This is a genomic window from Paenibacillus sp. FSL M7-0656 (assembly GCF_038003225.1).
GTDB classification, from domain to species: Bacteria; Bacillota; Bacilli; order Paenibacillales; family Paenibacillaceae; genus Paenibacillus; species Paenibacillus amylolyticus.
In genome coordinates this window covers 5097952-5123165 of record NZ_JBBOOT010000001.1, presented here as the reverse complement: position 1 = coordinate 5123165, position 25214 = coordinate 5097952, and the positions used below count along the sequence as shown (strand labels likewise).

21 protein-coding genes, 13 tRNA genes and 4 rRNA genes are annotated in these 25214 nt (G+C 46.4%); 4 read left to right on the top strand and 34 right to left on the bottom strand.

Annotated features, from left to right (window positions below):
• Positions 1-286 precede the first annotated feature (286 nt).
• From MHI01_RS22655 to ppc, 3 genes are all read right to left on the bottom strand, one after another.
• On the bottom strand, positions 287-901 hold the full coding sequence (locus MHI01_RS22655) for a zf-HC2 domain-containing protein (protein ID WP_036614042.1): 615 nt from the start codon (positions 899-901) through the stop codon (positions 287-289).
• Positions 902-1037: 136 nt separating this feature from the next.
• Complete coding sequence (gene sigW, locus MHI01_RS22650) at positions 1038-1604, bottom strand: RNA polymerase sigma factor SigW (protein ID WP_036614044.1); 567 nt, start codon at positions 1602-1604, stop codon at positions 1038-1040.
• Positions 1605-1864: 260 nt separating this feature from the next.
• Entirely contained in the window at positions 1865-4657 is a 2793-nt protein-coding gene (gene ppc / locus MHI01_RS22645; RefSeq protein WP_253503530.1) for a phosphoenolpyruvate carboxylase, read from the bottom strand.
• 577 nt (positions 4658-5234) lie between these two features.
• Here ppc and MHI01_RS22640 point away from each other — a divergent pair.
• Positions 5235-5582: a WGxxGxxG family protein gene (locus tag MHI01_RS22640; RefSeq protein WP_076328832.1), complete on the top strand. Its 348-nt coding sequence runs from the start codon at positions 5235-5237 to the stop codon at positions 5580-5582.
• A 235-nt stretch (positions 5583-5817) separates the two neighbouring features.
• Here MHI01_RS22640 and MHI01_RS22635 read toward each other — a convergent pair.
• The 19 genes from MHI01_RS22635 to MHI01_RS22545 form a co-directional block, all read right to left on the bottom strand.
• Positions 5818-5888 (bottom strand) — tRNA-Gly (locus MHI01_RS22635).
• An 11-nt stretch (positions 5889-5899) separates the two neighbouring features.
• A tRNA-Pro gene (locus MHI01_RS22630) sits at positions 5900-5973 on the bottom strand.
• A gap of 15 nt (positions 5974-5988) precedes the next feature.
• Positions 5989-6065: transfer RNA gene (locus tag MHI01_RS22625), tRNA-Arg, on the bottom strand.
• Between the two features lie 8 nt (positions 6066-6073).
• Positions 6074-6148, bottom strand: a tRNA-Gly gene (locus MHI01_RS22620).
• Positions 6149-6158: 10 nt separating this feature from the next.
• A tRNA-Leu gene (locus tag MHI01_RS22615) sits at positions 6159-6239 on the bottom strand.
• A 6-nt stretch (positions 6240-6245) separates the two neighbouring features.
• Positions 6246-6321 (bottom strand) — tRNA-Lys (locus MHI01_RS22610).
• Between the two features lie 9 nt (positions 6322-6330).
• Positions 6331-6405 (bottom strand) — tRNA-Gln (locus tag MHI01_RS22605).
• 9 nt (positions 6406-6414) lie between these two features.
• Positions 6415-6490, bottom strand: a tRNA-Val gene (locus tag MHI01_RS22600).
• A 7-nt stretch (positions 6491-6497) separates the two neighbouring features.
• Positions 6498-6569: transfer RNA gene (locus tag MHI01_RS22595), tRNA-Glu, on the bottom strand.
• A gap of 10 nt (positions 6570-6579) precedes the next feature.
• Positions 6580-6652: transfer RNA gene (locus MHI01_RS22590), tRNA-Thr, on the bottom strand.
• A 3-nt stretch (positions 6653-6655) separates the two neighbouring features.
• Positions 6656-6731, bottom strand: a tRNA-Asn gene (locus tag MHI01_RS22585).
• 84 nt (positions 6732-6815) lie between these two features.
• Positions 6816-6932: ribosomal RNA gene (gene rrf / locus MHI01_RS22580) — 5S ribosomal RNA — on the bottom strand.
• Between the two features lie 79 nt (positions 6933-7011).
• Positions 7012-9937 (bottom strand): 23S ribosomal RNA (locus tag MHI01_RS22575).
• 205 nt (positions 9938-10142) lie between these two features.
• A tRNA-Ala gene (locus MHI01_RS22570) sits at positions 10143-10218 on the bottom strand.
• A 22-nt stretch (positions 10219-10240) separates the two neighbouring features.
• A tRNA-Ile gene (locus tag MHI01_RS22565) sits at positions 10241-10317 on the bottom strand.
• Between the two features lie 36 nt (positions 10318-10353).
• Positions 10354-10470 (bottom strand): 5S ribosomal RNA (gene rrf, locus MHI01_RS22560).
• Between the two features lie 158 nt (positions 10471-10628).
• Positions 10629-12181: ribosomal RNA gene (locus tag MHI01_RS22555) — 16S ribosomal RNA — on the bottom strand.
• The 16S, 23S and 5S rRNA genes sit together here with 13 tRNA genes alongside, the layout of an rRNA operon.
• A gap of 479 nt (positions 12182-12660) precedes the next feature.
• Positions 12661-12891 (bottom strand): hypothetical protein, encoded by a 231-nt coding sequence (locus tag MHI01_RS22550; RefSeq protein ID WP_017692114.1) that lies wholly within the window; start codon positions 12889-12891, stop codon positions 12661-12663.
• Positions 12892-13046: 155 nt separating this feature from the next.
• Positions 13047-13664, bottom strand: coding sequence for a stage II sporulation protein M (locus tag MHI01_RS22545; protein WP_076320282.1), 618 nt, complete (start codon positions 13662-13664; stop codon positions 13047-13049).
• A gap of 122 nt (positions 13665-13786) precedes the next feature.
• Between MHI01_RS22545 and pdaB the strand changes: the two genes are divergently transcribed.
• The gene (gene pdaB, locus MHI01_RS22540) at positions 13787-14563 is read left to right on the top strand and encodes a polysaccharide deacetylase family sporulation protein PdaB (RefSeq protein ID WP_036607219.1); all 777 of its coding nucleotides are present in this window, start codon (positions 13787-13789) and stop codon (positions 14561-14563) included.
• Between the two features lie 100 nt (positions 14564-14663).
• Here the strand turns inward: pdaB and MHI01_RS22535 are convergent, their stop codons facing one another.
• Complete coding sequence (locus MHI01_RS22535) at positions 14664-15296, bottom strand: KinB-signaling pathway activation protein (RefSeq protein ID WP_340984168.1); 633 nt, start codon at positions 15294-15296, stop codon at positions 14664-14666.
• Between the two features lie 125 nt (positions 15297-15421).
• Between MHI01_RS22535 and gerD the strand changes: the two genes are divergently transcribed.
• Positions 15422-16171, top strand: a complete 750-nt coding sequence (gerD, locus tag MHI01_RS22530) for a spore germination lipoprotein GerD (RefSeq protein WP_076254717.1) — start codon at positions 15422-15424, stop codon at positions 16169-16171.
• Positions 16172-16259: 88 nt separating this feature from the next.
• Here the strand turns inward: gerD and MHI01_RS22525 are convergent, their stop codons facing one another.
• The 4 genes from MHI01_RS22525 to MHI01_RS22510 form a co-directional block, all read right to left on the bottom strand.
• Positions 16260-17360 carry an Mrp/NBP35 family ATP-binding protein gene (locus tag MHI01_RS22525; protein WP_282320145.1) on the bottom strand — a complete coding sequence of 367 codons (1101 nt, stop codon included), beginning with the start codon at positions 17358-17360 and terminating at the stop codon, positions 16260-16262.
• 79 nt (positions 17361-17439) lie between these two features.
• Positions 17440-18195: an N-acetylmuramoyl-L-alanine amidase CwlD gene (gene cwlD, locus MHI01_RS22520; RefSeq protein ID WP_036607212.1), complete on the bottom strand. Its 756-nt coding sequence runs from the start codon at positions 18193-18195 to the stop codon at positions 17440-17442.
• A 68-nt stretch (positions 18196-18263) separates the two neighbouring features.
• Positions 18264-19433, bottom strand: coding sequence for a sulfate adenylyltransferase (sat, locus tag MHI01_RS22515; protein WP_076320285.1), 1170 nt, complete (start codon positions 19431-19433; stop codon positions 18264-18266).
• A 23-nt stretch (positions 19434-19456) separates the two neighbouring features.
• Positions 19457-20149, bottom strand: a complete 693-nt coding sequence (locus MHI01_RS22510; RefSeq protein WP_076320297.1) for a phosphoadenylyl-sulfate reductase — start codon at positions 20147-20149, stop codon at positions 19457-19459.
• 202 nt (positions 20150-20351) lie between these two features.
• Here MHI01_RS22510 and MHI01_RS22505 point away from each other — a divergent pair, with 202 nt between their 5' ends.
• On the top strand, positions 20352-20543 hold the full coding sequence (locus MHI01_RS22505) for a hypothetical protein (protein ID WP_076320286.1): 192 nt from the start codon (positions 20352-20354) through the stop codon (positions 20541-20543).
• Between the two features lie 399 nt (positions 20544-20942).
• On the opposite strand, the gene rpsI is transcribed toward MHI01_RS22505, so the two are convergent.
• The 7 genes from rpsI to rpsM all read right to left on the bottom strand — a co-directional run bounded on the left by rpsI (position 20943) and on the right by rpsM (position 25195).
• Complete coding sequence (gene rpsI / locus MHI01_RS22500) at positions 20943-21335, bottom strand: 30S ribosomal protein S9 (protein WP_017692105.1); 393 nt, start codon at positions 21333-21335, stop codon at positions 20943-20945.
• A 19-nt stretch (positions 21336-21354) separates the two neighbouring features.
• Entirely contained in the window at positions 21355-21792 is a 438-nt protein-coding gene (gene rplM, locus MHI01_RS22495; protein WP_024633564.1) for a 50S ribosomal protein L13, read from the bottom strand.
• Positions 21793-21997: 205 nt separating this feature from the next.
• Positions 21998-22771, bottom strand: coding sequence for a tRNA pseudouridine(38-40) synthase TruA (truA, locus tag MHI01_RS22490; RefSeq protein ID WP_340984167.1), 774 nt, complete (start codon positions 22769-22771; stop codon positions 21998-22000).
• A 159-nt stretch (positions 22772-22930) separates the two neighbouring features.
• Positions 22931-23296 carry a 50S ribosomal protein L17 gene (rplQ, locus tag MHI01_RS22485; RefSeq protein ID WP_017692102.1) on the bottom strand — a complete coding sequence of 122 codons (366 nt, stop codon included), beginning with the start codon at positions 23294-23296 and terminating at the stop codon, positions 22931-22933.
• A gap of 34 nt (positions 23297-23330) precedes the next feature.
• Positions 23331-24275 carry a DNA-directed RNA polymerase subunit alpha gene (locus tag MHI01_RS22480; RefSeq protein ID WP_017692101.1) on the bottom strand — a complete coding sequence of 315 codons (945 nt, stop codon included), beginning with the start codon at positions 24273-24275 and terminating at the stop codon, positions 23331-23333.
• Between the two features lie 136 nt (positions 24276-24411).
• A complete protein-coding gene (gene rpsK, locus MHI01_RS22475; protein WP_017692100.1) occupies positions 24412-24807 on the bottom strand; it encodes a 30S ribosomal protein S11 in 396 nt (131 codons plus the stop codon).
• A gap of 19 nt (positions 24808-24826) precedes the next feature.
• Positions 24827-25195, bottom strand: a complete 369-nt coding sequence (gene rpsM / locus MHI01_RS22470) for a 30S ribosomal protein S13 (protein ID WP_036607200.1) — start codon at positions 25193-25195, stop codon at positions 24827-24829.
• Positions 25196-25214 lie beyond the last annotated feature (19 nt).

Below are 25214 nucleotides of genomic sequence, written 5' to 3'. Positions count from 1 at the left end.
GTAAACCCTGATCTCATATTAACCCATTAGGATTTTATATAATCCTTTGTCTCCGCATTTTTGCATTATTTGATTTGTGCAAAATGCTTATCTATATGTAGTAGTATGTTCTCTTTAGTATCTAGGTTATAACGTTAACGTTCAGGTTGCAAGTTACGGCAGTCTCAAACTGCACATAAACATCACATTTACCATGAATTACAAAGTTTGCGTATAAAAAAAGAGTACCCCATGCAATCTGGAGGTACCCTGCTTGGTATATACCATTGAAGAATTTTACCCTGTTCTAGCGATAAGCCACTTCATTTACCATATTGGTTATTTTGTACCAGAACCAGTCCAGCGCCTGATCAATACTTTTCACCTGACCTGAAATATGCGCCGTTGAAGCCTGAAACAGTTGTCCGTCGATAACCGTCAGATTGCCGTTCACATCACCATATACTTGTGCGGTTCCATTTTCTATCGTAAGATCGCCAGCAATTGACTTACCTTCAGGAACAATAACCGTGTTACCCTGAATCACGATCTGGTCCAGATTATTTCCCTTAACAACCATTTCGTTATTCTGATTCCAGAAATTCAAGGCGCTAAAGAGCATCACGACCAAAAAGAAGGCTGCCGCCGTCAGCGCGGGATGTCCTTTGACCCATTTGAGCCATGCTTGCTGTCTCTTGGGCTGGGGCAGAGCATTCATAATTCGATTGGTCAGCTCATCAGAGGCAGACGGTGAATAGTGTTTCATGGCAAAGAGTAACATTTCCGTCTGTTCCAACTCTTTAAAGCGCATGCGACAATCCGGACAGATCACAAGGTGACTTTTCAGTTCAACCTTCTGGGCCGGGGACAACGACTCATCCAAACATTCATGCATTAAAGAGACGGCCGAGTTGCAATCCATATGAGAGCCAATCCTTTCTTAAATCACTTAGTCCATGTGCCATTAAAAAGCACGCATAAGACTTGCATACATTACATACGCATCCGTTTCGGATATGTTTCAAATAATTTCGCCCATATTTAAAGGCGCTTAACATTTATAACTTATACTCCAATTTTTTACGTAGAAAATCACGGCCCCGATGAACGCGTGTCTTGATCGTTGTTACGGGCATACCTGTCACATCACTGATTTCCTGTAGCGACAAGTCCTGTAAATATCTCAGAATCATAACGGACTTATACTTGGCTGGCAAACTGTCAATGGCCTCACGAATGAGTGTCTGCGTTTCTGACAGGAGCGCTTCACTCTCCGGTGTACGATCATCACTCGGGAGCATCGCATAACCATCAGATCCTTCCTGATCATTCAGTTCAGCATCCAATGAGTATGAAGGTTTCTTTCTGCGCAGTCGGTCAATACACAGATTCGTTGCGATCCGGTAGATCCAGGTTGAGAACTTCTGGTTCGGATCGTACTTCTCCATATTACGAAACACACGCAAAAACGTCTCCTGCACAACGTCTTCAGCTTCATGACGATTGTTCAGCATCCGGTATGCCAAATGAAATAGCTTGTCCTTATATAGTTCAACGATTTCTGCAAAGGCTCTCTGGTCGCCCTTGAGCACCAGTTTAATAAGCCTATTCTCCAAATTGTCCACCCTTATTCCCCCAGACATGCTGATGGGTCTTCCGTCTTCTGATACCCGTCCACACTTGTAATTCACCAATCAAATCGTAAATCAACTTTGGTCAAAAATCAAGACTGTATGACAAATATCCGCCAAAAACAGTAAAAACGGGAACTCCCGCAGGAGTCCCGTTTCATCTCTTACTCCGTAGAGCAGAGAATAGAGCTTTTTAGTTAACAAAGTAATGGGTACTTTGTTACATATAATCATCATTCACAACAAATTGATAATCAACCTGTATTACGAAGTCCTGCAGCGATTCCATTGATTGTCAGCAACACTTCTCTAAGCAGTTCCGTATCATCCTCACCACGTTCACGCATATCTCTGAGCTCGCTCAGAAGTTGAACCTGCATGTAGGATAACGGATCCACATAAGGGTTACGAAGGCGGATGGATTCTTGAATAACCGGTACATCATCCAGAATTTCAGCTTCTCCGGTAATTTTCAGAATCAGCTCTTTTGTGAGCTTGAATTCGGCTTCAATCTGACCGTAGATGCGATCACGGGCTTCCTTGTTCGAAGTCATGGCTGAATATTCTTTGGCAATGACCAAATCAGCCTTGGCTACGGCCATCTGTACCGTATCAATTAATGTACGGAAGAATGGGAAGCTTGCATACATTTCTTTCAGGACAACCAGATTTTCCTCTTTATCCTGATAGTAACTTTGCAATCCTGTTCCTGCCGCATACCATGCCGGAAGCAGATAACGACTTTGAGTCCAGGCGAATACCCAAGGGATCGCTCTCAGATCTTCAAACTTATCGCTATTTTTACGCTTGGATGGACGAGAACCAATATTCAGTTCACCAACCTCCGGAAGCGGCGTTGATTCTTTGAAGAAGGTGAAGAAGTCTGGATCACGGAAAATCAGATCCTGATATTTCGTCAGAGATACTTCCGAAATCTCTTTGATGATGCTGTCCCAATGACGTTCAGATGCTGACTCTTGCGGCTCAAGCCCATTAAGTGCTGCTGTGATTAGAGCCGAAGTTGCCTGCTCCAGACTGCGGTATGCAATCCCCTGAAGGGAATAACGGGAAGAAATAACCTCTCCCTGCTCCGTAATCTTGATGCCCCCACCAATCGTATGTGGTGGTTGAGCAAGAATACTGCGGTTGAGTGGCATGCCGCCACGTCCAAGAGCCCCGCCACGTCCATGGAAGAACTTCAGCTTAACGCCGTGTTCATTACCTACAGCCGTGATGGCATTCATTGCTACACGCAATTCCCAGTTGGCTGTAACCACGCCGCCATCCTTGTTACTGTCTGAATAACCAAGCATGATTTCATGCAGTTCATTCCGTCCTTTTACGCTTGCGCGGTATACAGGAAGGTTGAACAGCTTCTGCATAATGTCCGAAGCCGCATGTAGATCATCAATCGTTTCAAACAGCGGTACCGCTTGAAGTGTAGATACAACGTCACCGTTGTGACCTTTGGTGAATAAGCCCACTTCTTTGGCAAATACCATAACCTCCAGCAAATCACTTGCGCCCTGCGTCATACTGATCAGGTAACTTGTGATACAGCCGTTCCCAAATTCGTTCTGGGCACGCTTAATGGTACGGAAGACATCCAGACATTCTTTGGTTCCCTCCGTGTATTGGTGATAAGGAGAAGTAAGCGGACGTGGATCATCCAGCAAACGAGCGAGCAGATCGATTTTACCGTCTTCAGTCAGACGCGCATAATCCTCTACAATGTTCATTTTCGCCAAAATCTCAGACATCGCATTTTCATGTTCCTTACTGTGCTGACGCACATCCAATGCTGCGGTATGGAAACCAAACAACTCGACTTGACGAATCATTTTGCGAATGGTCGTATCTGCTACGTAATCCGCAAAATGATGGCGCAGACTTCGATCAATAATCATCAGTTCATCAATCAAATCCTGTGCGCTATGATAACGGTCAGGCTGACCTAATTTGTTTTCATCCAGTACATTGTTCAGCTTGGCAATCATATAAGCCAATTTGATGCGGTATGGCTCTTTTTCATTCCGCCAGATATCTACTTTTTTCAATGTAACAGAATTGCGATCCTGCTCAATCGACTGCACCAGCTCATCCGATACATGAATGATGTTTGTGCTGAAGCTGAGATGACCCATAAGTTCAATCATAATCCGTTGGTATTCACGCAAAGCGAGCTTGCGTTGCATCAACAACGTCTGCCATGTTACATCTGAAGTTACCGAAGGATTTCCATCCCGGTCTCCACCGATCCAGGAACCGAACCGCAAATACGTCGGCACATGCCAGTCATGGTCAGGATAAAATTTGTTCAGGCAACGTTCCAGCTCCTGATATACATCCGGAAGTACGTGGAACAACGTTTCGTGAAAGTAGTACATCCCGTTCCGCACTTCATCGAGTACAGTCGGTTTGCGGTCGCGAAGTTCATCTGTCTGCCAGAGTGTAATAACCTCATTCAGCAGTTTCTCACGCAACTGTTCACGTTCACGCAACGTCAGCGTAGGATTATCAAGAAGCATGACATCTTCAGATATCCGTTTATGGATGTCCAGAATAACCCGGCGCATGGCTTCGGTTGGGTGAGCTGTCATAACGAGTTCCAACGACAAATCGTCGAGAATCTCTTCCACCTCTGTATGAGACAATCCACGTTCCTTAAGATCCTGTACTGCTTTCTCAATCGATCCTGGCTGCACAGCGTTCCCTGCAGAACGTTCATAATCCCGTTTACGCCGGATCCGATGGTTTTGTTCAGCAATATTAACTAATTGAAAATAAATAGCGAAAGCCCGAATAACCTGATGACGATTGTCCGAGTCTAATTCCTGGATCATCGTTTTGAACTCTGCATAGAGTTCTGGCAGAAATTCTGCACGTAACGATTTGCTCGTTTCCCGAATCTTCTCAACGATATCTAGAAGCTCCGTGCCGCCTTGATGGACAAGAACTTCTCCGAGTATATTGCCCAGGAACCGCACGTCTCGCCGAAGCAGGTTGTTGGATTGGCTTTTGCTGGCGGTTACCATAGTTTCAGTCATGCTTATCCTCCCATCTGATCGTTCCATTCGTACACGTAAATTTGACACCTTCATAACATCATACAATAAAATGGTACGAAAATCTTTATTTTTCTACTAGAAAAAATGGGGATTATCCCCGATTTACAGCACAAAAACACGCTTTTTTATTCATTTTCTTGTTCTGCTTCAATTAATGGTCATATACTGTCGCATGATACCTTTTTCACGTACTTTACATAAATCATATGTCTCATACCTATACTTAAAAATTCATAAATATACAGTTCTTTTAGATATGATCCCCTGTACCTGATATTAAGGTTAAACCGCATAATTTCATTGTTTGAGAACAGATGATATACAAAGAAACATGACCGGCAAAGCAAGCTTTTGTATACTTTACCACAGTGACGCAATAAATTAAAGATGTAATTATAATTTTCTTCCCACTACAGTCTGCTTACTAGGCAAGTTTCTTATGTATGTTGTTATTCAATTGGACTCAAAGGTATATCTTAACAGACTATTTCTACATATTGTACTTGTCTTCTTGGGCAGATTAATCTGTAGCTCTTACTAAAAAGGAGGAATCCACATGATGAAGAAAGGTACAACAATTATTGCTTCTGTGCTTCTGGTGGCCGCGATGGCTGGCCCTGCTGCTGCTGATGGTCATATGTCCAAAGGAATGGATACAACCGGCTCACGTGTCCGGTCTTATCAGGACACCAACTATATGGACCGCACAAACACTAATTCTAACATGAATATGAACATGGATGGAAACTACCGCAACAATGGTGACTATCGTACCAACAATGTTCGGGCAAACGCCACAACAACCGACCGTGACAACGGCATGGATTGGGGCTGGCTTGGTTTGTTGGGACTGCTTGGATTAGCTGGCATGCGTAAAAGAGTGACGGACCACAACGAACGTTAAATTGTGCGCTCTTCACTATACAATAGCTGCTGCGTCTTAGAGGCAGCTCATCCACAAAGATAAACAGAAGAGCCAAGACCCCTTTACTATTGAAATAGGGAGGTCTTGGCTCTTTTTTTAAATAAACCTGTATTATACTTTACATAAATTATTATATAAAATAACTGCTGATTATTTCGTTAAATAAAATAAAAAAGCCTCTGCATCTGCAAAGGCTCTTTCATTACATTCTGTAAGCGGGTGATGGGAATCGAACCCACGCTATTAGCTTGGAAGGCTAAAGTTCTACCATTGAACTACACCCGCGTAAACAAAAATCGGGATGACACGATTTGAACATGCGACCCCCTGGTCCCAAACCAGGTGCTCTACCAAGCTGAGCTACATCCCGATACTAAAAAAATAATGGCGCGCCCTGAGAGATTCGAACTCCCGGCCTTTTGATTCGTAGTCAAACGCTCTATCCAGCTGAGCTAAGGGCGCAAAAATATTGGAGCGGAAGACGGGAATCGAACCCGCGACCCTCGCCTTGGCAAGGCGATGCTCTACCGCTGAGCCACTTCCGCAAATAAAGGATGCGCGTGGAGGGACTTGAACCCCCACGTCAAAGACGCTAGATCCTAAGTCTAGTGCGTCTGCCAATTCCGCCACACGCGCATATGATGGTGAGTCATGAAGGGCTCGAACCTTCGACACCCTGATTAAAAGTCAGGTGCTCTGCCAACTGAGCTAATGACTCATACTAAAATGGCTGGGGATATAGGATTTGAACCTATGCATGACGGAGTCAAAGTCCGTTGCCTTACCGCTTGGCTAATCCCCAATAAAAATATGGTGGAGGCTGAGGGGATCGAACCCCCGACCCTCTGCTTGTAAGGCAGATGCTCTCCCAGCTGAGCTAAGCCTCCAACTATATGACCCGTAGGGGATTCGAACCCCTGTTACCTCCGTGAAAGGGAGGTGTCTTAACCCCTTGACCAACGGGCCCCATTTCCAAAGCTCTCAACCGGGATCGAACCGGTGACCTCATCCTTACCATGGATGCACTCTACCTACTGAGCTATGAGAGCAAATGGCTCCCCGAACAGGGCTCGAACCTGTGACAACTCGATTAACAGTCGAGTGCTCTACCAACTGAGCTATCAGGGAATAATATGCATTTGCAGGGCAAATGCAATTCATCGTACAACGTCCACATGCAGAGCCTGTTTTCTATGTATGATGAAAGAGTTCGCTTGGCGGCGTCCTACTCTCCCAGGACCCTGCGGTCCAAGTACCATCGGCGCTAGAGGGCTTAACGGTCGTGTTCGGGATGGGTACGTGTGGAACCCCTCCGCCATCGCCACCAAACGCATAGCTTAGCTTACATTTCAGAGATCGTTCTCTGAAAACTAGATTCGAAACGAAACATGCGAATTATCACTTGCTATTGGATAAGCCCTCGACCGATTAGTACTGGTCAGCTCCATGCATTGCTGCACTTCCACCCCCAGCCTATCTACCTCGTCGTCTTCAAGGGGTCTTACATACTGGGAAATCTCATCTTGAGGGGGGCTTCACGCTTAGATGCTTTCAGCGTTTATCCCGTCCGTACATAGCTACCCAGCGGTGCTCCTGGCGGAACAACTGGTACACCAGCGGTACGTCCATCCCGGTCCTCTCGTACTAAGGACAGCTCCTCTCAAATTTCCTACGCCCACGACAGATAGGGACCGAACTGTCTCACGACGTTCTGAACCCAGCTCGCGTACCGCTTTAATGGGCGAACAGCCCAACCCTTGGGACCTACTTCAGCCCCAGGATGCGATGAGCCGACATCGAGGTGCCAAACCTCCCCGTCGATGTGGACTCTTGGGGGAGATAAGCCTGTTATCCCCAGGGTAGCTTTTATCCGTTGAGCGATGGCCCTTCCATGCGGTACCACCGGATCACTAAGCCCGACTTTCGTCCCTGCTCGACTTGTAGGTCTCGCAGTCAAGCTCCCTTATGCCTTTGCACTCTTCGAATGATTTCCAACCATTCTGAGGGAACCTTTGGGCGCCTCCGTTACTCTTTAGGAGGCGACCGCCCCAGTCAAACTGCCCACCTGACACTGTCCCCGCACCGGATTACGGTACCAGGTTAGAACCTAGATACGATCAGGGTGGTATCCCAACGTTGCCTCCACGCAAGCTGGCGCTCACGTTTCAAAGGCTCCCACCTATCCTGTACAGATCGTACCCAAATTCAATATCAAGCTGCAGTAAAGCTCCATGGGGTCTTTCCGTCTTGTCGCGGGTAACCTGCATCTTCACAGGTATTAAAATTTCACCGGATCTCTCGTTGAGACAGCGCCCAAGTCGTTACGCCATTCGTGCGGGTCAGAATTTACCTGACAAGGAATTTCGCTACCTTAGGACCGTTATAGTTACGGCCGCCGTTTACTGGGGCTTCGGTTCACAGCTTCGGATTGCTCCTAACCACTCCCCTTAACCTTCCAGCACCGGGCAGGCGTCAGCCCGTATACTTCGCCTTACGGCTTCGCACAGACCTGTGTTTTTGCTAAACAGTCGCTTGGGCCTTTTCACTGCGGCCCCCTCGTGCTATTCACACTACCGGGGCACCCCTTCTCCCGAAGTTACGGGGTCATTTTGCCGAGTTCCTTAACGAGAGTTCTTCCGCGCGCCTTAGAATACTCTTCTCGCCTACCTGTGTCGGTTTGCGGTACGGGCACCATCACCTGGCTAGAGGCTTTTCTTGGCAGTGTGAGATCATGACCTTCGCTACTATAATTTTCGCTCCCCATCACAGCTCAGCCTTACAATGTGCGGATTTGCCTACACATCAGCCTTACTGCTTAGACGGACATCCATCAGTCCGCGTCACTACCCTACTGCGTCCCCCCATTGCTCATAACGGCTTACGGTGGTACAGGAATTTCGACCTGTTGTCCTTCGACTACGCCTTTCGGCCTCGCCTTAGGTCCCGACTTACCCTGAGCGGACGAGCCTTCCTCAGGAACCCTTAGGCTTTCGGCGGATCAGATTCTCACTGATCTTTTCGTTACTCATACCGGCATTCTCACTTGTATAATGTCCAGCGCTCCTTACGGTACACCTTCAACCCTTATACAACGCTCCCCTACCCCTGATGCAAAGCATCAAGCCATAGCTTCGGTGGTGTGTTTAGCCCCGTTACATTTTCGGCGCAGAGTCACTCGACCAGTGAGCTATTACGCACTCTTTCAATGATGGCTGCTTCTAAGCCAACATCCTGGTTGTCTGTGCAACTCCACATCCTTTCCCACTTAACACACACTTGGGGACCTTAGCTGATGGTCTGGGCTGTTTCCCTTTTGACAATGGATCTTAGCACTCACTGTCTGACTCCCGGAAGTAAGTCTATGGCATTCGGAGTTTGACTGAGCTTGGTAACCCTTGCGGGCCCCGCACCCAATCAGTGCTCTACCTCCACGACTCTGTTTTCCGAGGCTAGCCCTAAAGCTATTTCGGGGAGAACCAGCTATCTCCGAGTTCGATTGGAATTTCTCCGCTACCCCCACCTCATCCCCGCATTTTTCAACATGCGTGGGTTCGGGCCTCCAGTGCGTGTTACCGCACCTTCACCCTGGACAGGGGTAGATCACCCGGTTTCGGGTCTACGTCCACGTACTAAGTCGCCCTATTCAGACTCGCTTTCGCTGCGGCTCCGGCTCTTCACCTTAACCTTGCACGGGAACGTAACTCGCCGGTTCATTCTACAAAAGGCACGCCATCACCCCTAAAACGGGCTCTGACTTTTTGTAAGCACACGGTTTCAGGTTCTATTTCACTCCCCTTCCGGGGTGCTTTTCACCTTTCCCTCACGGTACTGCTTCACTATCGGTCGCTAGGAAGTATTTAGCCTTGGCAGATGGTCCTGCCGGATTCATACGGGGTTTCACGTGCCCCGCACTACTCGGGATCCGTCTCGGAGGGAACCAACTTTCAACTACAGGGCTTTTACCTTCTTTGGCGGGCCTTTCCAGACCTCTTCGCTTAACCGGTTCCTTTGTAACTCCATGTGAGACGTCCCACAACCCCAAAGAGCAAGCTCTCTGGTTTGGGCTTCTCCGCGTTCGCTCGCCGCTACTGACGGAATCACTATTGTTTTCTCTTCCTCAGGGTACTTAGATGTTTCAGTTCCCCTGGTATGCCTCTGCATAACCTATGTATTCAGTTATGAGTAACTGGAAATTACCCCAGCTGGGTTTCCCCATTCGGACACCCCCGGATCAAAGCTTGCTTACAGCTCCCCGAGGCAGTTTCGTTGTTCGCCACGTCCTTCATCGGCTCCTAGCGCCTAGGCATCCTCCGTGTGCTCTTAGTAGCTTAACCATTTTGTTCCGGTTTCGGTCGCTCGCTTCCCTTGTTTTGCTTGCGCAAAGCCAAAAGTCGCTCTCACCCGATACCATCACAAAAGCAATTTAACTACCTTTATACACTTGACTTGTTTGCACAAGTTCAGCTTAAAGGAATGTTCTAATTCGCGTTTGTTTCGTTTCGATATCTAGTTTTCAAAGAACAAACTTGTAAATCATTTTGGTGGAGCCAAGCGGGATCGAACCGCTGACCTCCTGCTTGCAAGGCAGGCGCTCTCCCAGCTGAGCTATGGCCCCATATAAAGTTTAAAGGTATAGATGGTGGGCCCTGGTGGACTCGAACCACCGGCCTCACCCTTATCAGAGGTGCGCTCTAACCAACTGAGCTAAGGGCCCACATTACATATACTATTTGAACCCAAAATGGGTTACGCTTGGCGGCGTTCTACTCTCCCAGGACCCTGCGGTCCAAGTACCATCGACGCTGAAGGGCTTAACGGTCGTGTTCGGGATGGGAACGTGTGGAACCCCTTCGCTATCGCCACCAAACGTTTGAGAGTTTGAGCTCTCAAAACTGAGCAACGAGTGAGTTGCTTGTGCTCTTCATTTCATCCACACCGAAGTGACGGACCGAAATGAATCGCTGTTGCAGGTTCTAAGAACCTGCGTATTTGAATGTTTCCGTTGCAGGAAACGATTCTCCATAGAAAGGAGGTGATCCAGCCGCACCTTCCGATACGGCTACCTTGTTACGACTTCACCCCAATCATCTATCCCACCTTCGGCGGCTGGCTCCTTGCGGTTACCCCACCGACTTCGGGTGTTATAAACTCTCGTGGTGTGACGGGCGGTGTGTACAAGACCCGGGAACGTATTCACCGCGGCATGCTGATCCGCGATTACTAGCAATTCCGACTTCATGCAGGCGAGTTGCAGCCTGCAATCCGAACTGAGACCGGCTTTGTTGGGATTGGCTCCATCTCGCGATTTCGCAGCCCGTTGTACCGGCCATTGTAGTACGTGTGTAGCCCAGGTCATAAGGGGCATGATGATTTGACGTCATCCCCACCTTCCTCCGGTTTGTCACCGGCAGTCTATCTAGAGTGCCCACCCGAAGTGCTGGCAACTAAATATAAGGGTTGCGCTCGTTGCGGGACTTAACCCAACATCTCACGACACGAGCTGACGACAACCATGCACCACCTGTCTTGAATGTTCCGAAGAAAAGGTACATCTCTGCACCGGTCATTCAGATGTCAAGACCTGGTAAGGTTCTTCGCGTTGCTTCGAATTAAACCACATACTCCACTGCTTGTGCGGGTCCCCGTCAATTCCTTTGAGTTTCAGTCTTGCGACCGTACTCCCCAGGCGGAGTGCTTAATGTGTTAACTTCGGCACCAAGGGTATCGAAACCCCTAACACCTAGCACTCATCGTTTACGGCGTGGACTACCAGGGTATCTAATCCTGTTTGCTCCCCACGCTTTCGCGCCTCAGCGTCAGTTACAGCCCAGAGAGTCGCCTTCGCCACTGGTGTTCCTCCACATATCTACGCATTTCACCGCTACACGTGGAATTCCACTCTCCTCTTCTGCACTCAAGTCACCCAGTTTCCAGTGCGATCCGGGGTTGAGCCCCGGGATTAAACACCAGACTTAAATGACCGCCTGCGCGCGCTTTACGCCCAATAATTCCGGACAACGCTTGCCCCCTACGTATTACCGCGGCTGCTGGCACGTAGTTAGCCGGGGCTTTCTTCTCAGGTACCGTCACCTTGAGAGCAGTTACTCTCCCAAGCGTTCTTCCCTGGCAACAGAGCTTTACGATCCGAAAACCTTCATCACTCACGCGGCATTGCTCCGTCAGGCTTTCGCCCATTGCGGAAGATTCCCTACTGCTGCCTCCCGTAGGAGTCTGGGCCGTGTCTCAGTCCCAGTGTGGCCGATCACCCTCTCAGGTCGGCTACGCATCGTCGCCTTGGTGAGCCGTTACCTCACCAACTAGCTAATGCGCCGCAGGCCCATCCCCAAGTGACAGATTGCTCCGTCTTTCCAGTTCCCTTCAGGCGAAGAAAACAATTATTCGGTATTAGCTACCGTTTCCGGTAGTTGTCCCAAACTTGAGGGCAGGTTGCCTACGTGTTACTCACCCGTCCGCCGCTAACTATCAGAGAAGCAAGCTTCTCTTCAAGTCCGCTCGACTTGCATGTATTAGGCATGCCGCCAGCGTTCGTCCTGAGCCAGGATCAAACTCTCCAATAAAGTATTGAAAAGAGCGATAAGCTCATTTTGAATCTGACGAGATTAAAAATCTCATTTGTGCTCCAGTCGATCCAAGCCAAGGCTTGTTTCAAACTTTCGCGTTCATTCTGCAAGCAGAATGTTTACTCACTCGTTGTTCAGTTTTCAAAGATCAAACATTCAATTTAGTGCTGTTTTTCATGTTGTCGTCGTTTCAGCGGCGACTTTTATAATATATCATGTTGAAGTTCTCTTTGCAAGCATTATTTTTTCGATTATTTTCAATCGCTTTATTTTCATGCTTGTTTCCGTGAACCGCTCCTAAAAAAGGAACGAAAATTAATTTACCATATGAAATTAGAAAGGTCAACCCTTTTTCGACAAAAAGTATGAACCCCTCAGCAATTTCACATTCTCATAGTTCAGAGGTACAGCACCCGCTATGAAGAGCCGCACCTCCCTTCCACTACTGTAAATCGAATATATGACCAGCTTCAGCATTATGGCTTCGACTTTTTCAGCTTCCCACCTCTGGCGTACTTGGACAACTCTTTTGGCGGGGCAAAGCGTGCATACATGCGGAACACAGTCTTATATCGGCTCGCGATAGCATATTTGATCTCTTGGTCAAGACGATTATCACTTAGATCGAAAAGCATCTCATCTAATTCTTTACGCAGCACATAGTCTAGTTCCTTGCATTCCTTCTCGTTAAACAACATACCCAGCATTAGAGTTCTCCTTTTTGTGCATAGCCTCTTTATCACACTTACACAAGTTTCATGCAACACCCCGTGCATTCTCGCTTTTGTGGGTGCTGCTGAAACCCGTTTTATTGTTATGGTCAACTTTCTGAAAATTTATGAATGCCAACCATCACAAAATTTTATCCTCTCACCAGAGTATACGTAAGTGTGCTTTCGATGATTGCTGCAACAAGAAGCAAGATGACAACCCAAAAGGATGCCGTTAGCGTCCTATTCATGAATGCTCTCCACCGGGTACCCATCGTATTTCGCTTGTCACTTCCAAGTTGTGCAAGGCTTTTGATAACCAGACCACCAAACTTCAGTCCGAAGGCGCAAGCAATGATAATGACCGGAATCTCAATAATGCCATGCGGAAGTAAACCTTTAACCACAATATCATAGAAGCTTGCTCCATAATTCATCGTGGTGTGCACCACAAATCCAAGGACCATCCCATTGATCAGCAGGAAGATGACAGGCAGAATTCCGAAGAATATACCGGCATAGATAACAAGTACACTTTTGATGGCATTATTGAAAAAGATGAACAGGAAAAAGTTCCATTGCACATTGCCCCCCTGCTCCAAGCGTTCACTGACTTCACGTAATCCTCCGATTTGGTTCAACAACAGTTCTTCCAGTGGCCCTGTACTCACCCATCCTGCCCCTATACCAACAGCAAATAAAACTACGGACCAGATTAATGCACTGCGGATGGAACCAAGATCTCTAAGAAATGTACTGAATTTTAACATAATAACCTCCTGTAGAATCTAAAATGATGGACAAACAAGGATCAGTGACGAATAACTGGGCAGTACGAGCATACATTGGAGAGTAAACAAGCATTTCTTATGGGAGAGGGGCGCTTATTGAAATGAACTCGTTCTATGTATTTAGCGGCAAAAAGATTAAACGGTACCTGATTGTCCTCGTTGCTGCCATCTTTGCGATCGGTATTATCTATCTGGAGAGAGGCAATGTCTCCGTATTCTCGGAGGAGGCACCATCCGCCGTCTACAGCGTTCCAACCGAGAAGAAGGTAATCGCACTTACCTTTGACATTAGCTGGGGGGATAAACGGACGGAGCCAATTCTGAAAGTTCTTCAGGAGAATAAAGTGCAGAAGGCAACCTTTTTCCTTTCCTCCCCCTGGAGCAAGACACACCCCGAAATTGTTACTGCCATCAAAGAGGCAGGATATGAAATTGGCAGCCATGGTCACAGACATGAGAACTACAGCAGCCTGACTGAGGAAGAAATTCGCAAAGAAATTTCGACAGCTCATAGCATTTTAACCGATTTAACGGGAAAAGAACCGAAATTACTACGTCTGCCCAACGGGGACTTTGACAAGCGAGTGCTTCAGGTAGCCAATAGTCTGAATTATCAGGTAGTGCAGTGGGATACCGACTCCTTGGATTGGAAAAACCCTGGTGTACAGACCATTGTTGATCGCGTGGTTAGTAAAGCACATCCGGGTGACATCGTACTGCTGCATGCAAGCGATTCCTCCAAACAAACGCATGAAGCACTACCTGTCATTATCGACAAGTTAAAAAACCAGGGCTATGAATTCGTTACCGTCTCGGAACTGCTGAACCATTCTAGTGTCGAGGGCAAAGAAGTTCGTGACCAAGCCAGCGGTCAATGATTACTAGATCATTTGAGCCATAGCTCAAATAGGTGCGTAAAAGTTGAAAAGAGCTAACCAGGTTAGCTCTTTTTGGTATGTTTTTTATACAAAATGAATTCTATGCTCGGCTTTCTTTCAACTGTTCTGCCTTTACACTTACACTCCGGTTCGTCGATACATCCACCAGCCTGTGCAATATCAGCATTTGGTATGCATTACATAGGAGCAAAGGAACCACAATAAATATGGTTGCAGCATTCACATCAATACGTAATACGCCGATCGTCTCCACTATGGTGACGGCAATCATGAAAAAGAGTGTAGGTACAAGCGCGGAGATATGAGTCAGCTTTACTTTAACGTAAGCGGTAACAATTGCAGCTGCCAAAATAATGATACCTAACACAATATCCGATATGCGTTCCCGGTCTCCCCCAACAAACAGGCGTAAAAACATCACGTCAAGCAGGGCTAACACCGTTAGTACAATCTGCACGATCTGCCAACCGCGCTTTGGAAATACACCTTTACCCATATAATTCAATATCAGATATGCAAAGAAACCCATTTGTGAATACACGCTGATCATAACCCCTGATCCAAATAAGATCAAAAGATACAGAAGAAAATCATTCAATCCATTTGTTTTCTCCCCGTTCACCAGCATCATAATCAATCCTGTACCCAATGCTCCCGCTGCCCCAATAAGCAAGGCTGTCCAAAACAGGAAAAACCATCTACGTAAATTCAAAAGTTTTCCACCCCCGAGTGTTTATTTTACCAACCTTCTCAGCAAAAAACCATCATTGCTCAACATATTTCCCCCTTTCCCATCACATACTACATCCAGTATCTAATCAAGGAGGGATTGTACACATGAAACGGCCTTTGTGGCAGCTATGCTGTGTCGTACTGGGGCTATCCGTCATGCTTGCCGGCTGCGGTTCAGATCAGAGTTCTTCGCCTCCTCAGGGCAGTTATAAAGAGATGAAAACAATGGTTGTAGATATTTTGAAAAGTGACGAAGGCAAGAAAGCGGTGGAGGAAGCTCTTACAGGTCAAAGCTCATCCAGCGGAAGCAGCGGTTCTGAAGAAGGCGGCGGTTCGGGTGGTGCTTCAGGATCCATTGGTATGAAAATGTTAATGCCTGTGCAATCTTCGGAACAAATACGTATTGCAGTAAAAGATACCATCACAGCTCCCGAATATAAGAAGGAATTCGAAAAGATCATGACCGATCCGCAGTTTGCGGGTGAATTTGCCAAAGTGATCAACGCACAAAGTAAACAACTTCATATGCAATTGATTAAAGATCCCACATATCAAAAGTCTGTTGAAGACATCATGAAGTCACCTGAGGTATCCAAGATGTTCATGGATATGACGAAGACTCCCGATTATCGTAAACAGACGATGACTGTCATGCAGGAAGTGATGCAAAACCCGTTGTTCCGTATGGAAGTACTCACTTTGCTTAAAAAGGTTGTGCAGGAGGAATTACAACCCAAAGTAGAAAGTGGCGGACAACAGGGGCAAGAGCAAGGCGGACAGCAAGAGGGTCAGGGCGAAGGTGGTGGTGATGGCGGAGATGGTGGAAGCAGTGGAGATTCGGGCGGCGGATCATAAACAGTAGGTGTTAATACGCACCACAGATACTGAAAAGCCTGCATCCAAATGGACGCAGGCTTTATTTGTATTTATAACACTCATACCATTAGAATTTGGATTCAATGGACCGGGCAACTTCATCGTAGATAGCCCCTATACGGGAATCTGCTTTGTAAACCGAAGGTGAGAAATCAGGCTCGGAAGGATGATTATCCGGCGTGCCTAATGGAATCTGGGCAAGCAGGCTTGTATGCAGACTTTCCGCAAGTCTTCCCCCGCCTCCACGACCAAAGACATAATCCTTCTCTCCGCAACTGCCACACTCATAATACGCCATATTCTCAACCACACCAAGTAACTCATGATCGGTCTGAATGGCCATCGCACCCGCACGTGCTGCGACAAAAGCTGCCGTTGCATGCGGCGTGGTAACGATGATTTCCTTACTCTGTGGCAACATCTGATGCACATCCAAAGCAACATCTCCCGTACCTGGTGGCAAATCCAGTAATACATAATCCAATTCGCCCCACTGGACATCCGTAAAGAATTGACGAAGCATCCGACCTAGCATGGGTCCACGCCAGATTACCGGGTTGTTTTCCCGAATAAAGAAGCCCATCGACATGACTTTGACGCCAAAACGTTCAACCGGTTGAATAACGCCATCTTCAACGACCGGATATTCTTCAATCCCCATCATGTCGGGTACACTGAAGCCATAGATATCCGCATCAATTAAGCCCACTTTCTTGCCTTGACGTGCCAAGGCTGCAGCCAGATTAACGGTTACCGTTGATTTACCAACGCCACCTTTACCACTGGCCACAGCAATAAAACGAACACCTGATTCAGGACTTAACAGCTCATGTCCATCCAGACCCGCTGCGTGACCTTTTACGAGCACTTCGTCCCGATCTGGCTCATTATCGGGTTGTCCCATATTCAGGCTCTCACGATCATGCTCAGAAGCTGCACGCACACGAATATGTACATCCTTCAGTCCGTGCTGGGACAACAGATTACGCGCTGCATCACTCAAAGCTGTTGTATCCTCAGGTCGATTTTCGAGTGTCACTATGGTCAGAGCCACATGATTTTCTTTCACCATAATATCTCGAAACCATTCCAGTTCGGTCAGACTTACTCCCAATTGTGGTTCTTGTAATGGCTGTAATAGTTCAAGTATCTGTTCTTTTGATAACATCAGACAGCACCTCAGCTTTATCTATTGGCATGTAATTAGGTATGCTGATCCAATTATATCATTACCTTTCTTGTTCTGACTAACTTTTAGGCCGTTCTCCTGAGGAATATCTGAGAATTCCATTATAGATCGATGCAGCTACCTTGCGTTGATAAGCTTCGTCAGCAAGCATACGTGCCTCTTCCGGATGAGAAAGGAAACCCACTTCTACCAGCGCTGAAGGGATCTTCAGAGCCTGTAACAGATAAACCGTATTCACCGTTTTGGCGATTCGATCTGTATTCTCCAGATTACGAACCATCTCTTGTTGAAGCAGATTAGCCAAACCTTCGTTATCCGGATGGTTAGTTGTATAGAAAACCTGCGCTCCACTCCATCGGTTGGATGGGACACTGTTCATGTGAATGCTGATAAAGAGATCTGCTTGCTTATCCTCTATCCGTCGTACTCTTTGTTTCAAATCTTCCGTCTTGCGTTTGGAGTACCCCTTGGTGTCCGATTCCGCCAAATCAGTGTCTATTTCTCGTGTCATAACCACTAAGGCCCCTGCCTGTTGCAAATAATCTCTCACATACAGGGCGATAGACAGGTTGATATCTTTTTCAATAACCCCCTGTTTACTTACCGCTCCTCCATCTGGACCTCCGTGTCCTGCATCAATGGCAATGACTTTACCCGCCATCGGCAAACTCCAATAACCTGACGTCTTAGCGGAAGGCAGTTCATAGGACATTACCGCCACTAACATGGCCAGTAGACAGAGACTCAGCATGACCCTTTTGATTGTTTTTAGCCTAATCCAGACTACAAAGTGTTTCCCCATATTTTTACGCATAAAAAAACCACCTCGTCCCTATAAATGACTCTAATCATCTATATGGGACAAGATGGACAAATATACCGCTAGGACCGGACTTGCTCCGCCATTCCTTCAATCAGCACCTCAGCTACCTCAGGACGTGTAAATTCAGGTGGAGGGCACTGGCCGTCACGGAGCAACCCGCGTACTTTGGTGCCGGAAAGCGCCATGTGATGTTCTTTATCATGTGGGCAAGTTTTGCTGGATGCCATGTTTCCACATTTGGTACAGAAGAAACTATGTTCGAAGAACAACGGAGTAATCCCCAGTTCCTCTGCTGTAAAGTTAGTAAAGATCTCCTGTGCTTCATATGTTCCATAATAATCACCAACACCCGCATGGTCACGACCAACAATAAAGTGGGTACACCCGTAATTTTTGCGAACCATCGCATGGAAAATAGCTTCACGTGGACCGGCATACCGCATGGCTGCGGGGAACACACCAAGAAACGCACGATCAGCCGGGTAATAGTTCTCCAGTAATACCAGATAACTCTTCATCCGAACATCTGCAGGTACATCGTCCGACTTCGTCTCTCCAACAAGCGGATTCAGGAAGAGTGCATCTACAATCTCCATAGCGCTCTTCTGAATGTATTCATGAGCCCGATGGACCGGATTACGTGTCTGAAAACCAACTACGGTCTTCCAACCCTTCTCCTGAAAAATCTTCCGGGTATCTGCAGGATCATAATAGAATTCCTCAAATTTCGAAGGTTTTGGACGGTTCAACACTTGGATTGGACCTCCTACGTATGTTGCAGGACGCTCCAAAAGTTTTTTAACGCCCGGGTGCTCGGGATCATCTGTTTTGAATACACGCCGGGCTTCTTCACCCTGATCCACCTGGTATATACTTTGGACTTCGAGCAATCCATAAGTGACTCCATCTTGGTCACCAACAAGTTTCACACGTTCACCAATCTGGAGGGATGCGGCTTGTTTATCGTCAACAGCAAGTGTAATCGGTATACTCCAGACTGTTCCATCGGCGAGACGCATGCGAGACACCACCGAAAGGTAATCTTCCTCATTCAAGAAACCTTGAAGTGGTGAGAACGCACCTACACCAATTAGATCCAAATCTGATATCGTCCAAGTATTAATACGCAAAGAAGATAAGTTTTTACTGTCTTGTAACAATTGCTCCCGTTCTTCTCCTTGTACGATACGTTCAACCAACGTACCTCCATGAGGCAGAATCGATGTCATCTTGTCAGCTCCTTGTATATCTATTATTTATGAAGGCCACATTCCGTTTTATCATTACCAGACCAGCGTCCGGCACGTGGGTCCTCTCCAGGCATAACTTGACGTGTGCAATGCTCACAACCAATACTTGGGTAGTTCTGATCATGAAGAGGGTTATATACAACGTTATTGTCACGAATATATTGCCATACATCCTCAGTCGTCCAGTGAGCAATCGGATTAAACTTCATCAGGCCAAATTTGGAATCATACTCAACCTTCTTTGAGTTTGCACGAGTTGGTGCTTGATCTCTGCGGATACCTGTAATCCATGCATCATACTGAGAAAGAATACGTGTTAACGGTTCGACTTTGCGAATGTTACAGCACCCATTGGGATCAGACTTCCACAACTCTTCACCGTGCTCAGCTGCCTGCTCTTCCGGAGTAATCTTAGGTGACACACGTACAAATTCAAGGTTGTAGTTCTCCTGCATCTTATCACGTGTTTCGTATGTTTCTTTAAAGTGAAAATCTGTATCCAGATAAAAAATATCTGTGGATGGGCTGATTTTCTGCACCATATCTACAAGTACAACATCTTCTGCACCAAAACTACATGCAAAAGTGATATTTGGGAATGTTTCAATAGCATACCGAATAATATCCTCTGGACTGGCATGTTCCAGTTCCTCTGCCTTCGTCCGTGCCAAATCTTCTTTCTCCAACAAGTTCATCTGTGAATTTCCCCCATTCTGCATTTCAATACACCTAAAGCCGACTAATCTAATATGAATTATGTTTAGTATAAATCTTTCATTGGGGATGTCAATGCCTGCCATATGGTAAAATAAATCAGTTTTTGACCCTTTTTGATTGCCGCTATTACACAATATTTTGGTTCAATTTATCCATTTCTCTGTTAATGAGATAAAAACAATGATATTGGCCCAGGTCATTAGACAGGTAAAAATACATCGCTTAGCCTGGGAAACCTTTGCTGTTACTGGGTTTGGACAGTTCTTGTCGTCAAGAACAACATCAAAAAATCACTGGGCGATTGAAGTTGAAGGAAGAAAAGCTAAAGTTTTAAGGGGAGCAACGTTGCGAATTTTAGCTGTTGATATGTAAGAGACTTTTATCGTTTCCATAAGAAATACTGATAAGGTTTGCACCAAAGAATTAAGTACAAAAACAGTAAGCCGAGTGCATTCAAGAAATCCCTCGTGAGTTCTAATCGATGACTTTATAGGAGCTGTTATAAAATGTGTGGTGAGCGATGGGTATGAGAGTATTCAATGATCTAAACGATTAGAGAGGTTCAGTAAGATGTAGATGTATCAACGTACATATTATAGGACTGTATTGAGGGACATTAAGAGCACAATGAAAAGGCAATGAAGGAAAAATGCACAAGCACGGGGAGAGACATCAGAGATATGAGAGCTATCGCACAAACTAATATAATATATGGCGTGATGGTCATGAATATATAAAAAAGCCTTTGACCGAGGCCAAAGGCTTTTAATATTAACGTTTGGAGAACTGAGGTGCGCGACGAGCCGCTTTAAGACCGTATTTTTTACGCTCTTTCATACGTGGGTCACGAGTCAGGAATCCTGCTTTTTTCAGGGATGCACGGTATTCCGGATCTGCTTTGAGCAGAGCGCGGGAGATACCATGACGGATTGCGCCGGCTTGACCGGAGATTCCGCCACCATGAGCAATAACAAGAACGTCATAGTTGTTGAGCGTTTCTGTCAAGTTCAGTGGTTGTTTTACGATCAGTTTGAGTGTTTCCAAACCGAAGTATTCATTAATATCACGTTTATTGATGACAATGCGTCCTTCACCCGGTACAAGGCGAACACGTGCTACCGAATGTTTACGACGACCTGTCCCATAGTATTGTACTTGTGCCATGAAACTGTCCTCCTTTTAATTAACCGCGAAGTTCGTAAACTTCTGGTTTTTGTGCTGCATGTGGATGCTCAGTGCCTCTGTACGCTTTAAGTCTCAACTTCATTTTCTCGCCCATGCGAGTTTTAGGAAGCATACCGCGAACAGCCAATTCCAACATACGCTCAGGTTTGTTTTTAACCATCTCTTCAGCTGTAGTTACTTTCAAACCACCTGGGTGCATTGAGTGACGGTAGTATTTTTTACCTTGCATTTTCTTACCAGTCAATACGATTTTCTCAGCATTGATGATAACAACGAAATCGCCAGTGTCCACATGTGGAGTGAATTGTGGCTTGTGTTTGCCGCGAATCAAAGCTGCTGCTTCGCTCGCCAAACGTCCGAGGGTTTTGCCTTCAGCATCAATGATGTGCCATTGGCGCTCAACTTCGTTAGGCTTCGCCATGTACGTAGTACGCATGAAAAGTTCCTCCTTAAAATGTTCAAAATCATCATTTTCATTTATCTTCGTTCGTTAAGTTATAACTTTAGGTGTTGATGGATTGTAAATTTGATGTGAAACTCTTAATTGGGGCTGTGGGAAAGCCATTAAGAAAACACAACTTTTATATTACATGATAGGCGATTAAATCGCAAGTGTTAATTAAGCTTTTCACTCACCAAATTTAATCTTTTTTGTATTCAAGATCCCAGAGCATTAAACCGCAGCTAACTGCAGTAGGTCCTGCAGCAGATCGATTACATGCAGCAATCATTTTTGGTACATCAGAGGCTTTCCGTTTGCCCACTCCGATCTCCAGCAGTGTCCCTACAATGATACGAACCATATGCTGCAAAAAGCCGTTACCACTCACATAAATGTGAATGACACCCTGATCGCGCGGATGGTCTCTGCACATTGATCGGTCCACTTCCATCCATGCTTCGTACACCGAACGGACATGATTCTCTTTCTGAGACTTGCGTGAAGCAAAAGAGGTAAAATCATACGTCCCTATGAAATGTCGTAAGCCCTCCTGCATTGCCATAATATCAAGCTTCGCATGATGATGATATTGCAGTCTTCTGTTGAATACATCCGGAAATTGATTCGCATTGACTGTATAACGATACGTTTTCTTTTTCGCTGCATAGCGAGAATGAAAATCAGCCGAAACTTCAATCGCATCAATAACGACAATATCGGAGGGTAATCTGGAGTTGAGTGCAATACACCAACGTTCAATCGGGATCTGGGACTCCGTAGGAAAATTGAAGATTTGTCTGCGGGCGTGAACACCTGCATCTGTTCGGCCTGAACCTGTAATTTTAACCTTCTCACCGGTTAAAGCACGAATCGCATCTTCAAGATGATCCTGAATGGTATTCCCACCCGGCTGTACTTGGAAGCCGTAATAGGCAGTGCCATCATAAGTTAACGTCATACATAAGTTTCGCATTATTACCACACCTTTGTTCCATACTATACATATCCCTATCCCGAACAGCAAAAGAAGCCCCTTACGGAGCTTCTATTACAGCACGAATTCCGAAATGAAGAGAAAAAAAGGGTTAATCCAGAATCGTTGATTCTGTCCCCTTTCCTCATCTCATCTGTTTTACGCGCGGTCTACCAGTTCCAAGTAAACCATTGGCGCTGCGTCACCACGACGAGGTCCCAGTTTCAAGATACGAGTGTATCCACCTGGACGCTCAGCGTAACGACCGGACAATTCGCTAAACAGTTTTTGGATTGCATCTTGCTCACCATCGATAGTTTCGCGGCGAACATAAGCTGCCACTTGGCGACGGGCATGAAGATCTCCCTTTTTCGCTTTAGTGATCAGTTTTTCAGCAATAGAGCGAACCTCTTTTGCTTTCGCTTCAGTTGTCTGAATGCGTTCGTATAAGAACAGGTCGGTTACCAGGTCACGGAACAAAGCTTTACGTGCGCTGGAATTACGGCCCAACTTTTGGTATGCCATTGTTTTCCCTCCTTCACTTCAAGCACTCGGCTGTCTATTCTTCTGTACGGAGTCCCAAACCAAGTTCCTCAAGCTTCTCTTGAACTTCTTCCAAAGACTTGCGTCCGAGGTTACGGACTTTCATCATGTCTTCTTCCGTTTTCGTAGTCAGCTCTTGCACGGTATTAATACCGGCACGTTTGAGGCAGTTGTAGGAACGAACAGAGAGATCCAGCTCTTCGATCGTCATTTCGAGTACTTTTTCTTTTTTGTCTTCTTCTTTTTCGACCATGATTTCTGCATCTTTCGCTTCGTCTGTAAGACCCACGAAGAGCATCAAATGCTCAGTCAAAATTTTAGCGCCGAGGCTTACAGCCTCTTCAGGACGAATACTTCCATCAGTCCAAACTTCCAACGTGAGCTTATCATAGTTGGTCACTTGACCGACACGCGTATTTTCCACAGCGTAGTTAACGCGACTGATCGGGGTGAAGATGGAATCGACTGGGATGACGCCGATCGGCTGGTCATCGCGTTTATTCCGATCTGCCTGGACGTAGCCGCGACCGCGATTGGCAAAAATACGCATGTGAAGTCTCGAACCTGGTCCGAGCGTAGCAATGTGCAAATCCGGATTAAGGATTTCCACATCGGAGTCAGCACGGATATCTCCAGCCGTAATTGCTCCTTCGCCTTCAGCATCAATCTCGAGCACTTTCTCCTCGTCTGAATGAATCTTAAGCGACAAAGCTTTCAGGTTAAGAATAACCTCCGTTACATCTTCCATTACGCCAGGAACTGTAGCAAATTCATGCAGAACGCCATCGATTTGAACCGAAGACACTGCCGCACCCGGCAGTGACGAGAGCAAGATTCGGCGAAGCGAGTTTCCAAGCGTCGTACCGTATCCGCGCTCAAGCGGTTCTACTACGAATTTCCCATAGGTGCCATCATCGTTGACGTCTACCGTCTCAATTTTCGGCTTTTCGATTTCAATCACTGCAATACCCCTCCTTCAAAACGTCGGTCCTCTATGAAACATTTACCTTCTCTTGCGAAAACATGTAGTAGTATGCCTAAACAACCATTATTAGCAGATTGTGCCGGAAATATACCACACGCAGGGGCAAATCTCATTAGACACGACGACGTTTTGGAGGACGGCATCCGTTATGCGGGACTGGAGTTACGTCTTTGATCAGGTTAACTTCAAGACCAGCAGCTTGCAAAGAGCGGATCGCTGCTTCACGGCCTGCGCCTGGTCCTTTAACCATAACCTCAACGGCTTTCATCCCATGTTCCATTGCAGCTTTGGCAGCAGTCTCAGCAGCCATTTGTGCAGCAAACGGAGTCGATTTACGGGAACCTCTGAATCCGAGGCCGCCGGAGCTTGCCCACGAAATTGCGTTTCCGTGAGGATCCGTAATAGTAACGATAGTGTTATTGAAAGTGGAACGGATATGCGCCACGCCAGATTCAATATTCTTACGGTCACGACGTTTAGTACGTACGACTTTTTTCGGTTTAGCCATTTTCTCTTATCCCCCCTTATTATTTCTTCTTGTTCGCTACTGTACGACGAGGACCTTTACGAGTACGAGCATTCGTTTTCGTACGTTGTCCACGAACAGGCAGACCACGACGATGACGAACTCCACGGTAACAACCGATCTCCGTCAAACGTTTAATATTCAAAGAGATTTCTCGACGCAGGTCACCTTCTACTTTGACCTCTTTATCGATACTTTCACGCAATTTGCTGACTTCATCTTCCGTCAAATCACGAACACGAGTGTCCGGATTGATGCCTGTTGTGCTCAGAATTTTCTGGGAAGTCGTTTTACCGATTCCGAAAATATAAGTCAAGGCGATCTCAACGCGCTTATCACGTGGCAAATCCACACCAGATATACGTGCCATTTTACGCTACACCCCCTTC